Annotated in this window: 15 protein-coding genes; 11 read left to right on the top strand and 4 right to left on the bottom strand. The window is 60.7% G+C overall.

The genetic code is table 11. The annotated features are described in order from the left end of the window. Positions 1–58: 58 nt before the first annotated feature. The 3 genes from sufB to LGQ03_RS01935 form a co-directional block, all read right to left on the bottom strand. Complete coding sequence (gene sufB, locus LGQ03_RS01945) at positions 59–1,582, bottom strand: Fe-S cluster assembly protein SufB (protein WP_090159426.1); 1,524 nt, start codon at positions 1,580–1,582, stop codon at positions 59–61. A 21-nt stretch (positions 1,583–1,603) separates the two neighbouring features. After that, entirely contained in the window at positions 1,604–2,638 is a 1,035-nt protein-coding gene (locus LGQ03_RS01940) for a cysteine desulfurase family protein (RefSeq protein WP_226747028.1), read from the bottom strand. Between the two features lie 64 nt (positions 2,639–2,702). Continuing rightward, the gene (locus LGQ03_RS01935) at positions 2,703–3,164 is read right to left on the bottom strand and encodes a Fe-S cluster assembly transcriptional regulator IscR (RefSeq protein ID WP_090159424.1); all 462 of its coding nucleotides are present in this window, start codon (positions 3,162–3,164) and stop codon (positions 2,703–2,705) included. Between the two features lie 163 nt (positions 3,165–3,327). Here LGQ03_RS01935 and LGQ03_RS01930 point away from each other — a divergent pair, with 163 nt between their 5' ends. From LGQ03_RS01930 to LGQ03_RS01900, 7 genes are all read left to right on the top strand, one after another. Beyond that, complete coding sequence (locus LGQ03_RS01930; RefSeq protein ID WP_056032026.1) at positions 3,328–3,981, top strand: alpha/beta hydrolase; 654 nt, start codon at positions 3,328–3,330, stop codon at positions 3,979–3,981. After that, positions 3,981–4,205, top strand: coding sequence for a hypothetical protein (locus tag LGQ03_RS01925; protein WP_090159423.1), 225 nt, complete (start codon positions 3,981–3,983; stop codon positions 4,203–4,205). The genes LGQ03_RS01930 and LGQ03_RS01925 overlap by 1 nt, the downstream gene beginning before the upstream one ends. A gap of 26 nt (positions 4,206–4,231) precedes the next feature. After that, entirely contained in the window at positions 4,232–5,101 is an 870-nt protein-coding gene (locus LGQ03_RS01920; RefSeq protein WP_226747027.1) for a CPBP family intramembrane glutamic endopeptidase, read from the top strand. A 36-nt stretch (positions 5,102–5,137) separates the two neighbouring features. Then, positions 5,138–7,300, top strand: a complete 2,163-nt coding sequence (locus LGQ03_RS01915) for a DEAD/DEAH box helicase (RefSeq protein WP_226747026.1) — start codon at positions 5,138–5,140, stop codon at positions 7,298–7,300. A 128-nt stretch (positions 7,301–7,428) separates the two neighbouring features. Then, the gene (locus tag LGQ03_RS01910) at positions 7,429–7,575 is read left to right on the top strand and encodes a hypothetical protein (protein ID WP_177172686.1); all 147 of its coding nucleotides are present in this window, start codon (positions 7,429–7,431) and stop codon (positions 7,573–7,575) included. A gap of 68 nt (positions 7,576–7,643) precedes the next feature. Then, entirely contained in the window at positions 7,644–7,817 is a 174-nt protein-coding gene (locus LGQ03_RS01905) for a YqaE/Pmp3 family membrane protein (protein ID WP_090159420.1), read from the top strand. Beyond that, entirely contained in the window at positions 7,814–8,197 is a 384-nt protein-coding gene (locus LGQ03_RS01900; RefSeq protein WP_090159419.1) for a DUF4112 domain-containing protein, read from the top strand. The genes LGQ03_RS01905 and LGQ03_RS01900 overlap by 4 nt, the downstream gene beginning before the upstream one ends. A 33-nt stretch (positions 8,198–8,230) precedes the next feature. Here the strand turns inward: LGQ03_RS01900 and ndk are convergent, their stop codons facing one another. Further along, a complete protein-coding gene (ndk, locus tag LGQ03_RS01895) occupies positions 8,231–8,653 on the bottom strand; it encodes a nucleoside-diphosphate kinase (protein ID WP_056032011.1) in 423 nt (140 codons plus the stop codon). 135 nt (positions 8,654–8,788) lie between these two features. Here ndk and LGQ03_RS01890 point away from each other — a divergent pair, with 135 nt between their 5' ends. The 4 genes from LGQ03_RS01890 to LGQ03_RS01875 are packed head-to-tail and all read left to right on the top strand — an operon-like array spanning position 8,789 to position 13,369. After that, positions 8,789–10,228, top strand: a complete 1,440-nt coding sequence (locus tag LGQ03_RS01890; protein WP_226747025.1) for an alanine/glycine:cation symporter family protein — start codon at positions 8,789–8,791, stop codon at positions 10,226–10,228. Positions 10,229–10,270: 42 nt separating this feature from the next. Next, on the top strand, positions 10,271–12,124 hold the full coding sequence (locus LGQ03_RS01885) for an ABC-F family ATP-binding cassette domain-containing protein (protein WP_226747024.1): 1,854 nt from the start codon (positions 10,271–10,273) through the stop codon (positions 12,122–12,124). Between the two features lie 23 nt (positions 12,125–12,147). Further along, positions 12,148–12,774 (top strand): MarC family protein, encoded by a 627-nt coding sequence (locus tag LGQ03_RS01880; protein WP_056032005.1) that lies wholly within the window; start codon positions 12,148–12,150, stop codon positions 12,772–12,774. A 16-nt stretch (positions 12,775–12,790) separates the two neighbouring features. After that, positions 12,791–13,369, top strand: coding sequence for a retropepsin-like aspartic protease family protein (locus tag LGQ03_RS01875; protein ID WP_226747023.1), 579 nt, complete (start codon positions 12,791–12,793; stop codon positions 13,367–13,369). The last annotated feature ends 7 nt before the right edge of the window (positions 13,370–13,376 follow it).

The following is a 13,376-nucleotide window of genomic DNA, read 5'->3' as shown; positions in this document are numbered from 1 at the left end:
CTTTTCTTCCTTCAGTATTCCTTTGCGACAATCGTCGCATTCCCTAAGGTGCAGCTGTTTAGCCGACCGATCCTTCGAGGCTGATCGCCACCAGCGCCTGTGCTTCCATCGCGAATTCCATCGGCAGCGCCTGCAGCACTTCCTTGCAGAACCCGTTCACGACCAAAGCCACGGCCTCTTCCTCGTCCATCCCGCGCGAGCGGCAGTAGAACAGCTGATCGTCGTCCACCTTGGACGTCGTCGCCTCGTGCTCGACCCGGCTCGAGTTGTTCTTGACCTCAATATACGGGACCGTATGTGCCCCGCACTGCGACCCGATCAACAGGCTGTCGCACTGGGTATAGTTGCGCGATTCCTTGGCCTTGGGGTGCATAGACACCAGCCCGCGATAGGTGTTCTGGGCGTGGCCTGCGGAAATCCCCTTGGACACGATGCGCGACTTGGTGCGTTTGCCCAGGTGCACCATCTTGGTGCCGGTATCCGCTTGCTGATAGTTGTTCGCGATGGCGATGGAATAGAACTCGCCCTGACTGTCGTCACCGCGCAGAATGCAGGACGGGTATTTCCACGTCACCGCAGACCCGGTTTCAACCTGTGTCCACATCACCTTGGACCGCGCGCCACGGCAGTCGGCACGTTTGGTCACAAAGTTATAGATGCCACCCTTGCCTTCTTCGTCGCCCGGATACCAGTTCTGGACCGTCGAGTATTTCACCTCGGCGTCTTCTTCGATGATGATCTCAACCACCGCCGCGTGCAGCTGCGCCACATCGCGTTTCGGTGCCGTGCACCCTTCGAGATAGGACACATAGCTGCCCTTGTCCGCGATGATCAGTGTGCGTTCGAACTGGCCGGTATTTTCGGCGTTGATGCGGAAATAGGTCGACAGCTCCATCGGGCAGCGCACGCCGGGCGGAACGTAGACAAACGACCCGTCGGAAAACACGGCGGAGTTCAGCGTCGCGTAGAAATTGTCGGACGGCGGCACCACGGTGCCGAGGTATTTCTTCACCAGCTCGGGATACTCGCGGATCGCCTCCGAGATGGAACAGAAAATCACGCCGGCCTTTTTCAGTTCGGCCTGGAATGTCGTACCGACGGATACGGAATCGAACACCGCATCCACGGCGACCTTGCGCTCTGGCAGATCGTTTTCGGCACCTTCGACACCGGCCAGAATGGCCTGTTCCTTCAGTGGGATACCCAGCTTCTTGTAGGTTTCCAGCAGCTTGGGGTCGACCTCGTCCAACGACTTGGGCTTGACCTCCATACTCTTGGGCCGGGCGTAGTAATACAGATCCTGAAAATCGATATCCGCCACCTTGAGCATGGCCCAATTCGGCACGGACATGCCTTCCCAGCGGGTGAACGCAGCCTGACGCCAGTCCAGCATCCACTGCGGTTCTTCGTTCTTGGAGGAAATCAGCGCCACGATATCGGGGTTCACGCCCTTGGGCGCATAATCCATCTCGATGTCGTCGTCGTTCCAGCCGTATTTATACGCGCCAGAGAGTTGGGCCACCGCATCCACGGTTTCCTGATCGACGCCCTCTTTGACCTCTACCTGATCCAAAGCTGTCATGTCCTTACCTCTCTTGCGGCGTCATGCCGCCTGCATCCGTTTGATTTTCCGGCCCCACGCCTCGGCAAAGCGCAAGACCGTATCTTCTGTTGTCTCGGGTCCCAGCGACACCCGCAACGCGCAACCCGCCTGGTCATCGTCGAACCCCAGCGATTGCAGCACCCGGCTGGCCTTGACCTTGCCGCTGGAACAGGCCGATCCTGCGCTGACGGCAAATCCGGCAAGGTCCATCGCCATGACCTGTGTTTCACCCTTCCAGCCAGGCGTGATGAAACACGACGTATTGGGCAGCCTGCGCAGGTCATTCCCTACAAAAATAGTCTGCGAAGACTGCTCTGCAATGGCCTTTTCTAGAATATTTCTAAGTTGCGCAACCCGGTCCCAGACCCCATCTGCCAAATCTTTTTGTGCCGCAGCGGCCGCGGCCCCCATGCCGGCGATCGCGATGACATTTTCGGTCCCGGACCTGCGGCCCATCTCTTGGCCGCCACCACGAATTTGTGCGGCAATCTCAGCACCTTGCGGCACGATCAATGCGCCCACGCCTTTTGGTCCGCCAAATTTGTGGGCTGACAGGAACACCATGTCGACCTCTGCCCAGCCATAGGCAAATGGCACGCGCCCGAACCCTTGGGTGATATCGCTGACGGCCAGCCCCTGCGGCAAATCCTGCAGGATTCCGGTTTCCGAATTGGCAAGCTGGACCGTCGCACGCGCAGGATCGTCACAGATCACCTGTCCGGCCGACAGGCTCAGCGTCGCGTCGCACCAGACGCGCACGGCCTCGTGCTCGATGCCCGCACAGCGCAAACCACGACCGGCCAGCGACAGCGCCGCCGCCTCGGTTGATCCAGACACGAAAACGATGTCGGCGTTGGACGCACCCAGCGCCTCGGCCAGTTGCCCCCGCGCGCGTTCAACCAGCCCTTTCGCCGCGCGCCCCTCGGCGTGGACAGACGACGGGTTGCCCGCCACATCCATCGCCGCAATCATCGCGTCACGGGCTTCGGCCCGCAGCGGTGTCGTGGCGTTATGATCCAGATAGCTACGGGTCATGCGGTCCTTGATATCATCTTGCCAAAAATACTCCGGGGTCCGGGGCAGCGCCCCGGTCCGGCGTTCAGGTCTCGTCGACCACTTCGAATAGCGCGGGCACAGCCGGACAGGGAGCCATCGCATTACCGACCACATCCGACAGCCGGGTCTGGTGCAGGAACACATAGACATGTGCACTCAACCCTTCCCATAGGCGATTGGTCAACGACTGCGCACGGCTGCCGGATGTTGCACCGGACGCCCCCGCGCCCTTGTGCATTGCACTGACCGTTTCATCCACAGCCCCCAGAATGTCAGCCACGCGAATTTCGGACGGGGGCCGCGCCAGGCGGTAACCGCCACCCGGCCCGCGCACCGATTCAACCAATTCCGCGCGCCGCAGTTTCACGAACAACTGTTCGAGGTAGGGCAGCGAAATGTCCTGCCGCTTGGATATTTCGGTCAGGCTGGTCAGCCCGTCCCCCGGCTGCAAAGCGAGGTCCGCCAATGCGACCATGGCGTAACGTCCCTTGGTGCTTAACTTCATTCCAACCCCTGACCGACCCGCTGGGTCGTAAATTCATTGACGAAAAGCCGTAGCCTGATTAGGTCACGTCAACCCGCGCAGCACCTCTGCCGCGCATTTAGAATTATTCTAAGGTGGTGCCCGGCAATCGTCAAGCGCCCCTCCCAAAGCAGGTAAGACCCAAATGCCCGAAGTCATTTTTCCCGGCCCCGAAGGTCGCCTCGAAGGTCGCTACCATCCGCAAAAAGACCGCGACGCGCCCATCGCCATCGTGCTGCATCCGCACCCGCAGTTCGGCGGCACGATGAACAACAAGGTTGTCTACAACCTGCACTACGCCTTTTACCAGATGGGTTTCACCGTTCTGCGGTTCAATTTCCGTGGCGTCGGGCGCAGTCAGGGTGAATACGATCAGGGTATCGGGGAACTGTCGGACGCGGCCTCGGCGCTGGATTACCTGCAATCCATGAACAGCAACGCGAAACACTGCTGGGTTGCGGGCTTCAGCTTTGGCGCGTGGATCGGGATGCAATTGCTGATGCGCCGCCCTGAAATCACGGGGTTCATCAGCGTATCCCCCCCCGCCAACATGTATGATTTCAGCTTTCTCGCACCCTGCCCGTCTTCGGGTCTGATCATCAACGGTGCAGCTGATCGCGTGGCCCCGCCTGCCGATACCGTGAACCTGGTGAACAAGCTGCACGAGCAAAAGGGCATCACCGTCACCCACGAAGAGGTCCCCGGTGCCGGACATTTCTTTGAAGATCCGCATATGGACCCGATGATCGACAGTGTGAAAACCTATGTGCGTCGCCGCCTGACAGAGAACACGCGCTGATGGTATCCTACGTTGACGAAGTGGCCAACGAACTGGCCGCCAAAGCGCTCGAGGACGAGGCCCGCACGGGTGACGAAAAGATTGTGGACCAGATCTCGGAAATCCTGGGCACATCTTCTCAGACCCTTCAGGAAAGCTACATGACGTTCATCAGGGTGCGTCGCGCGGAAAAACGTGCGCGGACCCTGCTGGCCAGCCGCGCGGACAAGGGGTCCGCGGACTGACGCCACAGCGAATGGATGGATGACAGATGCGGCCGTTTTCGACATTTGCTGACAAACGGCCGCTGACAGCGGCGATCGTGGGCACGCTGTTCCTGACCGTATTGTTCGCGTGGCCGCTGATCGTCTTTGGCGCTGTCGATGTGACGGGCGGCACAGGCGAGATCACTTATACCCCCGACCTGACGACCAGTCTTTTCCAGGCGATTTCCGCGCTGATTGTCGTTCTTGTGGTCGCCCTGTTCGGCTGGACCCGCGCGGCGGGGCTGATCGCTGCACCTGACTGGGCCGGTGTCCGGTTATGGCTCTGGATCATGATCGTGCCTGCGTCGCTCTATGTCACGCTGGTAGCGGCTGTGATCGTTTACCCCCTGCCCGATCAGGTCGGCACGACCATTCTGGCCGCGATCCTCTTTGCCCTGTTCATCGGGCTGAGCGAAGAACTGATGTTCCGCGGCCTGCTGATGCATGGTCTGCGGCACAGGTTGTCGCCGGGCTGGGCGCTGATCGTCTGTTCGGTCCTGTTCGGAATCTATCACGGTGCCAATGCATTGTACGGTCAGGACGTGATTCAGACCGTGTTGCAAATCGTCTTTGCCACCGCCTTTGGCGCCTTGCTGGGCGCGATCACGTTGCAAGCCGTGAACCTGTGGCCCGCGATCATTCTGCACGCGCTCTGGAACCTCAATGTCTTTACCGCTGGCATGATCGACAGCGATGCGATTGACGGCACAGCGGTGGCGGAGGCGGGTGAAACGGCCGCACAGAATGCAAACGCCGTGCTGCCGCTAGTCGCCGGTGTCTCGGTCCAATTTGTCGTTTTTTCCGTTCTCGCATGGGTGATCTACCGCCGATGGTTGCGGCGAATGGCGCTGGACAGTGCGGCGCAACAAGCCTAAGGCGCGGTCTGACCCATTAGCCGGACGCAATTTATTATGATCTCGACCCTCGCCAAAGCCCTTGCAGACAAGGGCTATGATAGCCTGACCCCCGTACAGGAGGCCGTCACCGACGACGCGCTGACGGGTCAGGACCTGCTGGTGTCGGCACAAACCGGGTCCGGCAAGACGGTCGGATTCGGCCTTGCGATCGGTTCGACCATCCTGGCAGAGGACGGCACGTTTGGCCCCGCAGGACGCCCGCTGGCGCTGATCGTGGCGCCGACACGCGAACTTGCCATGCAGGTCAAACGCGAACTGACGTGGCTATATGCGCCGACGGGTGCGGTACTGGCATCCTGCGTGGGTGGCATGGATGTGCGCGACGAACGCCGCGCACTGGATCGCGGCGCGCATATCGTCGTCGCCACACCGGGCCGTCTGCGCGACCACATCACCCGTGGCAATATCGACCTGTCCGACACCCGCGCCGTGGTGCTGGACGAAGCGGACGAGATGCTGGACCTTGGGTTCAAGGAAGATCTGGAATTCATCCTTGGCGAGGCACCGCCAGACCGTCGCACGCTGATGTTCTCGGCCACCGTTCCGCCGATGATCGAACGGCTGGCCAAGGAATACCAGACCGACGCCAAGCGGATCGTCACCGCCAGCAAGGAAAAGCAGCATTCCGACATCGAATACCGCGCGCTGAGCGTCGCACAGCATGATGCCGACAACGCCATCATCAACCTGCTGCGCTATTACGAGGCACCCAATGCCATCGTGTTTTGCAACACGCGTGCGATGGTCACCCGACTGACGACGCGTCTGTCGAACCGCGGTTTTGCCGTTGTGGCCCTGTCCGGGGAATTGTCGCAGCAGGAACGCACACACGCGCTGCAAGCCATGCGCGACGGGCGTGCCCGCGTCTGCGTGGCGACCGACGTGGCCGCGCGCGGCATTGATTTGCCGAACCTCGAACTGGTGATCCACGCCGAACTGCCGACCAATGCGGAAATCCTGTTGCACCGGTCGGGTCGGACGGGACGTGCCGGGCGCAAGGGCGTCAGTGCGATGGTCGTGCCGCCCAAGATGTTCCGCCGTGCGCAGAACCTGCTGACATGGGGCAAGCTGAACGCCGACTGGGGCAAGGCTCCGACCGCAGACGAGATCCTGCAAAAGGACGAGGAACGTCTACTGGCGGACGATATCTGGTCCGAAACCTTTACCGATGGCGAAACGGCATTTGCCGCGCGCCTGCTGGAACAGCATTCGCCCGAACAGATTGCTGCGGCCTATCTGCGTCTGTATCAGGGTCGCCAATCCGCGCCCGAAGACCTGTCAGAGGCACCGACCCCCGGCGCACCGCGCGACGACCGCCCCCCGCGCGAGCGCAAAGAGGCATTTGGCCCGTCCAAGTGGTTCCGCGTCGACGTTGGCCGTGAACAAAAGGCAGAGGCACGCTGGCTCTTGCCGATGCTGTGCAAGGCCGGTGACATCACGAAAAAGGAAATCGGCGCTATCCGCATTCAGCCCGACGAAACCTTTGTCGAGATTTCCGAAGGCGCCGTGGCCGGTTTCCTGCGGTCGATCGGGTCGGACATGACACTGGAAAATCAGGCGAAACTGTCTGCCGTTGACGGCGTGCCAAACATCGGCAGCCGTGGTCCGCGCCCCAGCAAGCGCGACTACGACAGCCCGCGCGACGATCGTCCCGCATATAAAAAAGACAAGCCGCGCAGCGACAAACCGCGTGATACAGCGCCGCCGCCGCCGTCCCGTCAGGACGATGTGGCCGCGATCGCGCCGCGCAAGCCGCGGTCAAAGCCGGAAAAGCGTGATTACGACGGCGCTGTCACCCCGGCAAAACCGCGCGCGAAACCCGTCTGGAAGGACAAGGGCGGCACCGGTGACGCAGGCACCAAGAAACCCTACGCTGGCAAGGGCGATGCAAAACCTTACCAAGGCAAATCCGACGGCAAACCCTACAAGGGCAAGTCCGATGACAAGCCATTCCGTGCAAAATCCGACGGCAAACCTGCCTACAAGGACAAATCCGACGGCGGTGGTTTCAAGGGCAAAACAGGCCCTGGCGGCCCCAAGCCCAAGGCCAGTGCCTCTGACACGTCCAAGCGGTTCACGCCTCCCGGTGGCAAGCCTACGGGCCCACGCAAGGGCGGTGCCAGCACGCTGAAACGCAGTGGACCGAAAAAGAAATAGGACCGAATCGACACAACCGGCCCGAAAACACCTGAATTCCGCCCTCAAACCCTGAATTTGCTTTGGGACGCTGTCCAGATCCCACAGGCTGTGCCTGTGGGGGGTAACAGCGGCCGAAAGGGACACCAATGGCTACGCACACAGATACCAACACCACGACATCCAATGAAAAATCCGCGCAGGCTGGTCAGACACAGACCGCCGCACAGCGGCAGGCACCGACGGGCAAGCCTGCGCCGGTCACATTCCGGTTTCAGGACTTTGCCAGCATCTGAGATGTGACACGATCTGGAACCGATTGGGGGGCTCACGCATTGGTGAGGTGAACCAACGGAGACCAATCATGAAACTTCTCAAGATTTTGCTCGCAATTATTCTGCCCCCACTGGCCGTCCTGATCCAGGAAGGCTTTGGCAAGGCGTTCCTGATCAACGTGCTGCTGACGATCCTGGGCTACGTGCCCGGACTGGTACATGCGATCTGGCTGATGGCCCGGACCGAACCGGTTGGCGCATGACCCGGACGCACACACAGCGGCTGGCGCGGTTGGAGAAACTGGCGCACAGCATGGACAGCGCGTTCCGCATCCCTGTGATCGGGATGCGCGTCGGGTATGATGCGATCATCGGCCTTGTGCCGGGGATCGGTGATGCACTGACTTTGATCCCTGCCCTGATCATTCTGGCCGAGGCCAAACGCCTGGGCGCTGCCCCGCACGTGATGGGACGCATGGGATTGAACACCGCACTGGATGTTCTGGTCGGGTCAGTGCCTGTCATCGGCGACCTGTTCGACGCCAAGTTCAAGTCCAACCGCCGCAACGTCGCAATTCTGCGCGCACATCTGCATGAAAAAGGGGCCGTCCCAGAACGGAACAGCCCCCTTCAAACAGCCTGAAAAGGGCGGACCATTGCGTCCGCCCTTTTTAATTTAGCCAACCAGTTCGAGGCCGGAGAAGAAGAATGCGATCTCTTCTGCTGCTGCCTCGGGAGAGTCAGACCCATGGACCGAGTTTTCGCCGACGGATTCAGCAAACTCTGCACGAATGGTACCCGCTGCTGCGTCTGCGGGATTGGTTGCACCCATGACTTCGCGGTTCTTGGCGATTGCGCCTTCACCTTCGAGGACCTGCACCACAACCGGGCCGGACGCCATGAATTCGGTCAGCTCACCAAAGAACGGACGCTCGGAATGGACGGCGTAGAACTTGCCGGCCTGCGCCTGCGTCAGGTGGATACGCTTGGATGCGACAACGCGCAGACCTGCGTCTTCGAACTTGGCGACGATCTTGCCGGTCAGGTTGCGCTTGGTGGCATCGGGTTTGATGATGGACAGGGTACGTTCGACAGCCATGTTTAGCCTCTTTCAGATGAAATGCATTTCTGGCGCGGCCCTACCATGCAGCCGCCCCGCTGAAAAGCGGGCAATCACATTTCCATGGCAGCCCCGATGTGCCATGCGATGGAAAACAACCAAAGGGAGAAAACCATGACCTTAATCGTCGATTTTTTGAATAGTATCCTGTGGGGCTATGTCCTGGTCTGGGGGTTGCTAGGGGTCGGTGTGTTTTTCACGATCCGACTGGGGTTTATCCAGTTTCGCCATTTTCCCGAATACTTCCGTGTCATCATCGGATCGAACAATACCTCGCCCTCTGGCATCTCGCCGTTGCAGGCGCTGACAATTTCACTGGCAAGCCGCGTCGGAACGGGCAACCTGGCCGGTGTGGCCGTCGCGATCTATCTGGGCGGACCGGGTGCGATTTTCTGGATGTGGATGGTGGCACTGGTCGGCATGGCCACGGCCTATGCGGAATCGACGCTGGCGCAGCTCTACAAAGTCCGCAACGCCGATAGCCAATACCGTGGCGGCCCTGCGTTCTACATGGCCAACGGCGTTGGCAGCCGCGCGATGGGATATGCGTTTTCGATCTGCCTGATCCTGTCCTTTGGCCTGATCTTCTCGGCCGTGCAGTCCAATTCGATTTCCGAATCGATGACCGCCGCCTTTGGTGTGCCGGGGATCGCCACCGGTGTGGGCCTCGCGGCCGTGGCCGGTATCGTGATCTTTGGCGGGATCCGGTCGATTGCAAAGGTTGCGGAACGCATCGTGCCCGCCATGGCGGGGATCTATATCCTCGTGGCGCTTTACGTGCTTGTTGTGAACATCACCGAGGTGCCGGCAATGTTCGCCCTGATCGTCAAATCGGCATTCGGGTTTGAACAGGCGGCTGGCGGTTTCACCGGCGGAATCATGGCGGCCCTGATGAACGGCGTGAAACGCGGTCTGTTCAGCAACGAGGCTGGTATGGGGTCTGCGCCCAACATCGCTGCAACGGCTGTGCCGGACCCGCATCACCCGTCCAGTCAGGGTCTGGTGCAGGGGCTGGGTGTGTTCATCGACACGCTGGTGATCTGCACGGCAACCGCGCTGATGATCCTGTTGTCCGGCGTCGTCGACTATGGCCCCGATGGTGCACAGGGCATGGTGCTGACGCAAAATGCACTGTCCGCCCACATCGGTGCCGCCGGACCTGCGTTCATTGCCATCGCCATCCTGTTCTTTGCCTTTACCTCGATCATCGGCAACTACTCTTATGCCGAAAACGCGATGGAGTTTCTGGGGCTTGGCGGGCGGATGCCATTGCTGATCCTCAAGGTCGCGGCGATGGCGATGGTGATCTGGGGGGCCGTGCAGCCGGTCTCGACGGTGTTCAACTTTGCCGATGCCAGCATGGCCGTCATGGCGACGATCAACCTGGTCGCCATCGTGATCCTGTCCGGCACCGTGCGCGCGCTGACCATCGACTATTTCAAACAGCGTAAGGCGGGCAAGGAACCGCTGTTCCGGTTTGCCGATCATCCCAATCTGGACAAGGGGATCGACCCCACGATCTGGAACCGCGACGTCGCTGCCGAACGCGAATGATGACCACTTTCACATGGGCGGGGCCTCTGCTATGCGCCGCCCATGCTGAAAATATCTGACATCACATACTCCGTCGAAGGCCGCACCCTGCTGGAGGGCGCGACCGTCACCATTCCCACTGGCCACAAGGTGGGATTGGTGGGGCGTAACGGCACCGGCAAGACCACGCTGTTCCGCATCATTCGCGGTGAAATGGTGCTGGATACCGGGACCATCGACATGCCGCGCGGCTGGAAGATCGGCGGCGTCAGCCAAGAGGTTCCCGGCAACGAGGTCAGCCTGATCGACACGGTGCTGCGCGCCGATACCGAACGGGAATCCCTGCTGGCCGAGGCGGAAACCGCCACTGACCCGACCCGCATCGCAGACATTCAGGTCCGTCTGACCGATATCGACGCTTGGAGCGCCGAAGCCCGCGCAAGCACCATCCTCAAGGGGCTTGGGTTCACCGACGAAGAACAGCGTATGCCCTGTTCTGCGTTTTCGGGTGGTTGGCGGATGCGCGTGGCGCTGGCCGCTGTGCTGTTTTCCGAACCCGATCTGCTGTTGCTGGACGAACCGACAAACTACCTCGACCTTGAAGGTGCGCTGTGGCTCGAAGCCTATATCGGCAAATACCCCCACACCGTGCTGATCGTCAGCCACGACCGCGAGTTGTTGAACCGGTCTGTGGGCGGGATCCTGCACCTCGAAAACAAGGGGCTGACCTACTACACTGGCCCCTACGACCAGTTCGCCCGCCAGCGCGCTGAAAAGATCGCGCTGCTGACCTCCGCTGCGAAAAAGCAGGATGCCAAACGCGAACACCTGCAAGCCTTTGTCGACCGGTTCAAGGCCAAGGCCTCCAAGGCGAAACAGGCGCAATCGCGCGTCAAGGCGCTGGAAAAGATGGAAACCATCCGTGTGCCTGCCGACGCGGCACGCACCGTGTTCACCTTTCCTGAACCCGAGGAACTGTCGCCCCCCATCATCGCAACCGAAGGTGCTGCCGTTGGCTATGGCAACCAGATCATCCTGCATGACCTGAACCTGCGCATTGACCAAGACGACCGGATCGCCCTGCTGGGCCGCAACGGCGAGGGCAAATCCACCCTGTCCAAGATGCTGTCAGGCCGCCTGGAGGTCGCGCGCGGCAACATGGTCTGTTCCAACAAGCTGCGCATCGGTTTCTTTGCCCAGCATCAGGTGGACGAGCTGCGGATCGAAGAAACGCCGCTGGACCACCTGTTCCGCGAACGCCCCGAAGAAGGTCAGGCGAAACTGCGCGCGCGGCTGGCAGGCTTTGGTCTGGGCGCCGATCAGGCGGAAACCGCCGTGGGGCGTCTGTCAGGCGGGCAAAAGGCACGTCTGTCGCTGCTGCTGGCCACCCTGCCCGCGCCGCATCTGCTGATCCTTGACGAACCGACCAACCACCTCGACATCGAAAGCCGTGAGGCGCTGGTCGAGGCACTGACCGCCTACACCGGTGCGGTCATCCTCGTCAGCCACGACATGCACCTGTTGTCGATGGTCGCCGACCGTCTGTGGCTGGTTAAAGGCGGGCACGTCAAACCCTATGACGACGACCTTGCCAGCTATCGCAAACTGCTGTTGACCCCGGACAAACCCGCCAAGGTCGAAAAGCCGGTCGCCCCCAAGGTGCGCAAACCCACACGCGACGAAATCCTCGCGCTGCGCGCAGAGGCACGCAAGGCGGAGGAACGCGTGACGAAAATCAACGACATGCGCGACAAGCTGGCCAAGAAGCTGGCCGATCCTGCCCTGTATGATGATACGCGCATTGGCGAACTTGCGACCTGGAACAAGAAATACGCCGAGGTCATGGACGGCCTGTCCCGCGCCGAGACGATGTGGATGCAGGCCTTGGAAAAACTGGAAAAGGCCGAAAAGGCCTGAAACGCGACCTGCGAGGGTGAGACATGACTGATATTCCCACGCTCATCACGGCCTTTACCGCCATGTTCATCGTGATCGACCCGCTGGGACTGGCACCGCTGTTCGTTGCCATGACCCAAGGCATGACCCGCCGTCAGCGGCAGGCCATCGCGATCCGCGCCTGTCTGGTATCGATCGGATTGCTGCTGATCTTTGCCTTTTCGGGCGAGGCCTTGCTGGATTTCATCGGCATTTCCATGCCTGCCTTTCGGATTGCTGGTGGCGTTCTTCTGTTTCTGACCGCGCTCGACATGTTGTTCGAACGCAGGCAGGCCCGCCGCGAAGACAATTCGTCAGACCATGTCGACCCTGATTCCGACCCGTCGATCTATCCCATCGCCATTCCATTGATCGCGGGCCCCGGCAGTATTGCGACGATCATTCTGTTGACCGGCCAGACCGACAGCGCACTCGGTTTCGGCGCAGTACTGGGCATCATGGTGTTGGTGATCGGCATCGTCTTTGTGTTGTTCATGGCCGCAGGATTGCTGGAACGACTGCTGGGCAAAACGGGTATCAACGTGGTGACCCGCCTGCTGGGGATGCTGCTGGCCGCCTTGGCCGTGCAGTTCATTCTGGACGGTCTGCGGGGTTTCGGTCTGGGCGGCTGAGCCCTATATCTGCGACATGAGCACTGACCAGATCATGCAGGCGACCTTTCTCACCCTCATGGGTGGCGCAATTTTTGTCAGCTACCTCGTCAGTCAACGGGGCCGCATGGGCAAGGTTGCCCAACAGGCCAGCATCTGGGGCCTGATCTTTATCGGTGTGATCGGCGCGATCGGGCTGTGGGGTGATATCAGCCGTGACGTGCTGCCCCGGCAATCGGTGACCAGCGGCGGTGACATCGTGCTGCCCCAACAGGCGGACGGGCATTATTACATCCGGCTGGACGTGAACGACGTGCCCGTGGATTTCGTCATCGACACCGGCGCATCGCAGATCGTCCTGAGCCAGCAGGACGCGCAGCGCATCGGACTGGACCCCGATACACTTCGGTATCTGGGCAGTGCCAGCACCGCGAACGGCATCGTGCAAACCGCCCCCGTGACGCTGGACCTGGTCACGCTGGGAGATGTGACCGAAACCCGCGTGCCCGCCGTGGTCAATGGTGGGGACATGTTCGGGTCTCTGCTGGGCATGTCCTACCTCAGCCGATTTTCAAACATCCAGATTCGCGATGGCGAACTGGTCCTGACGCGATAGGATATTC

Source organism: Loktanella gaetbuli (genome assembly GCF_020531945.1).
GTDB classification, from domain to species: Bacteria; Pseudomonadota; Alphaproteobacteria; order Rhodobacterales; family Rhodobacteraceae; genus Loktanella; species Loktanella gaetbuli.
This window is presented reverse-complemented; position numbering and strand designations above follow the sequence as displayed.

Bases quoted from the DNA above. Each gene is read 5' to 3' on its own strand.
- ndk (WP_056032011.1), bottom strand. From the start codon at position 8,653: ATGGCTGTCGAACGTACCCTGTCCATCATCAAACCCGATGCCACCAAG.
- LGQ03_RS01905 (WP_090159420.1), top strand. From the start codon at position 7,644: ATGAAACTTCTCAAGATTTTGCTCGCAATTATTCTGCCCCCACTGGCC.
- LGQ03_RS01935 (WP_090159424.1), bottom strand. From the start codon at position 3,164: ATGAAGTTAAGCACCAAGGGACGTTACGCCATGGTCGCATTGGCGGAC.
- LGQ03_RS01915 (WP_226747026.1), top strand. From the start codon at position 5,138: ATGATCTCGACCCTCGCCAAAGCCCTTGCAGACAAGGGCTATGATAGC.
- LGQ03_RS01910 (WP_177172686.1), top strand. From the start codon at position 7,429: ATGGCTACGCACACAGATACCAACACCACGACATCCAATGAAAAATCC.
- LGQ03_RS01880 (WP_056032005.1), top strand. From the start codon at position 12,148: ATGACTGATATTCCCACGCTCATCACGGCCTTTACCGCCATGTTCATC.
- LGQ03_RS01890 (WP_226747025.1), top strand. From the start codon at position 8,789: ATGACCTTAATCGTCGATTTTTTGAATAGTATCCTGTGGGGCTATGTC.
- LGQ03_RS01875 (WP_226747023.1), top strand. From the start codon at position 12,791: ATGAGCACTGACCAGATCATGCAGGCGACCTTTCTCACCCTCATGGGT.
- LGQ03_RS01920 (WP_226747027.1), top strand. From the start codon at position 4,232: ATGCGGCCGTTTTCGACATTTGCTGACAAACGGCCGCTGACAGCGGCG.
- LGQ03_RS01900 (WP_090159419.1), top strand. From the start codon at position 7,814: ATGACCCGGACGCACACACAGCGGCTGGCGCGGTTGGAGAAACTGGCG.
- LGQ03_RS01925 (WP_090159423.1), top strand. From the start codon at position 3,981: ATGGTATCCTACGTTGACGAAGTGGCCAACGAACTGGCCGCCAAAGCG.
- LGQ03_RS01940 (WP_226747028.1), bottom strand. From the start codon at position 2,638: ATGACCCGTAGCTATCTGGATCATAACGCCACGACACCGCTGCGGGCC.
- LGQ03_RS01930 (WP_056032026.1), top strand. From the start codon at position 3,328: ATGCCCGAAGTCATTTTTCCCGGCCCCGAAGGTCGCCTCGAAGGTCGC.
- LGQ03_RS01885 (WP_226747024.1), top strand. From the start codon at position 10,271: ATGCTGAAAATATCTGACATCACATACTCCGTCGAAGGCCGCACCCTG.
- sufB (WP_090159426.1), bottom strand. From the start codon at position 1,582: ATGACAGCTTTGGATCAGGTAGAGGTCAAAGAGGGCGTCGATCAGGAA.